General features: G+C 62.1%; 3 protein-coding genes. All 3 read right to left on the bottom strand.

Going from position 1 to position 3,003, the window contains the following annotated elements:
* Window positions 1-20 precede the first annotated feature (20 nt).
* From folD to ACR0AD_RS21030, 3 genes are read right to left on the bottom strand one after another with little or no spacing between them, the layout of a single operon-like run.
* Window positions 21-911 (bottom strand): bifunctional methylenetetrahydrofolate dehydrogenase/methenyltetrahydrofolate cyclohydrolase FolD, encoded by an 891-nt coding sequence (gene folD, locus ACR0AD_RS21020; protein ID WP_480489511.1) that lies wholly within the window; start codon window positions 909-911, stop codon window positions 21-23.
* Window positions 912-962: 51 nt separating this feature from the next.
* Window positions 963-1,268 (bottom strand): chorismate mutase, encoded by a 306-nt coding sequence (locus ACR0AD_RS21025; protein WP_480473724.1) that lies wholly within the window; start codon window positions 1,266-1,268, stop codon window positions 963-965.
* A 55-nt stretch (window positions 1,269-1,323) separates the two neighbouring features.
* Entirely contained in the window at window positions 1,324-3,000 is a 1,677-nt protein-coding gene (locus ACR0AD_RS21030) for a formate--tetrahydrofolate ligase (RefSeq protein ID WP_480484955.1), read from the bottom strand.
* Window positions 3,001-3,003: the final 3 nt, after the last annotated feature.

Genomic DNA, 3,003 nt, shown 5'->3' on the forward strand with positions numbered 1-3,003 from the left:
CGCTCCGGCCCCCGTGTTTATCAGGCGGTCAGGCCTTCTGGTTCTGGGAGTTTGTTTGCGCGGCAGCAGGCGGTGAGGGTGTTGGCCAGCAGGCAGGCGATGGTCATGGGGCCGACGCCGCCGGGGACGGGGGTGATGGCGCCGGCGCGTTCGGCAGCGCTGGCATAATCGACGTCGCCGACCAGCTTGGTCTTGCCATCGCGTTCGATGCGGTTGATGCCCACGTCGATCACGGTGGCGCCTTCCTTGATCCAGTCGCCAGGCACCATTTCGGGGCGGCCAACGGCGGCCACAACGATATCGGCGCGGCGGACCACATCCGGCAGGTCCCTGGTGCGCGAATGCGCGATGGTCACGGTGCAGCTGTCCCCTAGCAGCAGCTGCGCCATCGGCTTGCCCACGATGTTCGAACGACCGATGACAACCGCATCCATACCCGACAGCGACCCGTGGTGATCGCGCAGCATCATCAGGCAGCCCAGCGGGGTGCAGGGCACCATCGATTTCTGACCAGTGCCCAAAAGGCCCACGTTCGAGATATGGAAACCGTCCACATCCTTGGCCGGATCGATCGAATTGATCACCAGATCCTCGTTCAGGTGCTTGGGCAGCGGCAACTGCACCAGAATGCCATGCACCGCCGGGTCGGTATTCAGTTTGTCGATCAGCGCCAGCAGCTCTGCCTCCGAGGTCTCCGCATCCAGCTTGTGCTCATACGAGTTCATGCCGACTTCGACGGTCATCTTGCCCTTCGAGCGGACATAGACCTGGCTGGCCGGATCCTCGCCCACCAGAACCACGGCCAGGCCGGGGGTGATGCCGTTTTCCTCTTTCAGCTTTGCAACCTGATCGGCCACCTGCGCGCGCACTTTGGCGGCAAAGGCCTTCCCGTCGATAACCTGCGCTACCATCCTTTGGTCCCTTCTTTCAAAACCCAAACGGGCGCAGAACGCGCCCGGTCTTTACTCGGGGCCGAGCACACGTTCCTCACGTGCAATCGACCAGTCAATCAGAATGCGCCAGAGCGTTTCGGACAAATCGGGGTCCATCCCCGCCGCCTGCGAACTGGCGCGCACCTTTTGCACCACATCCTCGACCCGGTCCGGGATGCGGGCGGGCAGGCCCTCGCCCGGCTTCAGCTCAGACGCGCGGTCGATATAGCTTGCGCGCCTCACCAGCATCCCGATCAGCTGGCGGTCCAGCCTGTCGATCTGAACCCGCAGATCCCGCATCGAATGGCAGTCCTGCGGCGGTGTCAGAGTGGGCATCATCGTCTCCTCATGGCCCGGGGGTCCCGGACCACGAGATGTCTTATTCAGCGGCTTAGAACAAGCCCTCGATCTCACCTGCGTCATTGAGGCAGATGGTTTCCGCGGCCGGTTTGCGGGGCAGGCCCGGCATGGTCATGATCTCACCGCAGACAACCACAATAAAGCCCGCACCCGCGCTCAGGCGGACCTCACGCACCGGCACCGAGTGGCCGGTGGGCGCGCCCCGCAGGCTCGGGTCGGTCGAGAAGCTGTACTGGGTTTTCGCCATGCAGACCGGCAGGTTGCCATACCCCGCAGCTTCCCATTCTTTCAGCTGCGTGCGGATCTTGTTGTCGGCCAGAACCTCGTCGGCGCGGTAGATGCGCTTGGCGATGGTTTCGATCTTCTCAAACAGCGGCATCTCGTCGGGGTAGATCGGCGCGAAGTTCGCAGAGCCCCCTTCGACGATTTCCACAACCTTGCGGGCCAGATCGGCAGAGCCTTCCGAGCCCAGCTCCCAATGGCGCGACAGAACCGCCTCGACCCCATGAGAGGCGCAATAATCCTTCACCGCCTGAACCTCGGCATCGGTGTCGGTGACAAAGTGGTTGATGGCGACAACAACCGGCACACCGAACGACTTCACGTTCTCGATATGGCGGCCCAGGTTGGCGCAGCCCGCCTTGACCGCAGCGACATTCTCGGCACCCAGATCGGCCTTGGCGACACCGCCATTCATCTTCATCGCGCGCACGGTGGCAACCAGAACCACGGCAGAGGGCGCAATGCCCGCCTTGCGGCACTTGATGTTCATGAACTTCTCGGCGCCCAGATCGGCGCCAAAGCCCGCCTCGGTCACCACATAGTCAGCCACTTTCAGCGCGGTCTTGGTCGCGATCACCGAGTTGCAGCCATGCGCAATGTTCGCGAACGGGCCACCGTGGACAAAGGCCGGGTTGTTTTCCAGCGTCTGCACCAGGTTCGGCTGCATTGCGTCTTTCAGCAGAACGGTCATCGCGCCTTCGGCCTTGATGTCGCGGCAATAGACCGGCGTCTTGTCGCGGCGATAGGCCACGATGATATCACCCAGACGCTTTTCCAGATCCTTCAGGTCGTTTGACAGGCACAGGATCGCCATGACCTCGGACGCCACGGTGATGTCAAAACCTGTTTCGCGCGGGAACCCGTTCGACACGCCGCCCAGGCTGGCGGTGATCTGGCGCAGGGCACGGTCGTTCATGTCGACCACACGACGCCATGCGACCCGGCGGGTGTCGATCTCGCATTCATTGCCCCAGTAGATGTGGTTGTCGATCATCGCCGACAGCAGCGAATGGGCCGAGGTGATTGCATGAAAATCGCCGGTGAAGTGCAGGTTCATCTCTTCCATCGGAACAACCTGCGCATAGCCGCCACCCGCTGCGCCACCCTTCATGCCGAAGTTCGGGCCCAGCGAGGCCTCGCGGATACAGATCATCGCGTTCTTGCCGATGCGGTTCAGACCGTCACCCAGACCAACCGTTGTGGTCGTCTTTCCCTCACCCGCAGGCGTCGGGTTGATCGCCGTCACCAGCACCAGCTTGCCGTCCTCACGACCCTGCACCGAGTTGATGAACTCCTGGCTCACCTTCGCCTTGTCATGCCCATACGGCAAAAGATCATCACTGGATATTCCAAGCTTCGCGCCGATCTCCTGGATCGGCTTCTTATTCGCTTCACGCGCAATTTCGATGTCGGATTTATAGCTCATTGG

It is taken from the genome of Ruegeria sp. BH8 (assembly GCF_056538065.1).

Coding starts and splice junctions, on each gene's coding strand:
- ACR0AD_RS21025 (WP_480473724.1), bottom strand. CDS start 1,268: ATGCCCACTCTGACACCGCCGCAGGACTGCCATTCGATGCGGGATCTG.
- ACR0AD_RS21030 (WP_480484955.1), bottom strand. CDS start 3,000: ATGAGCTATAAATCCGACATCGAAATTGCGCGTGAAGCGAATAAGAAG.
- folD (WP_480489511.1), bottom strand. CDS start 911: ATGGTAGCGCAGGTTATCGACGGGAAGGCCTTTGCCGCCAAAGTGCGC.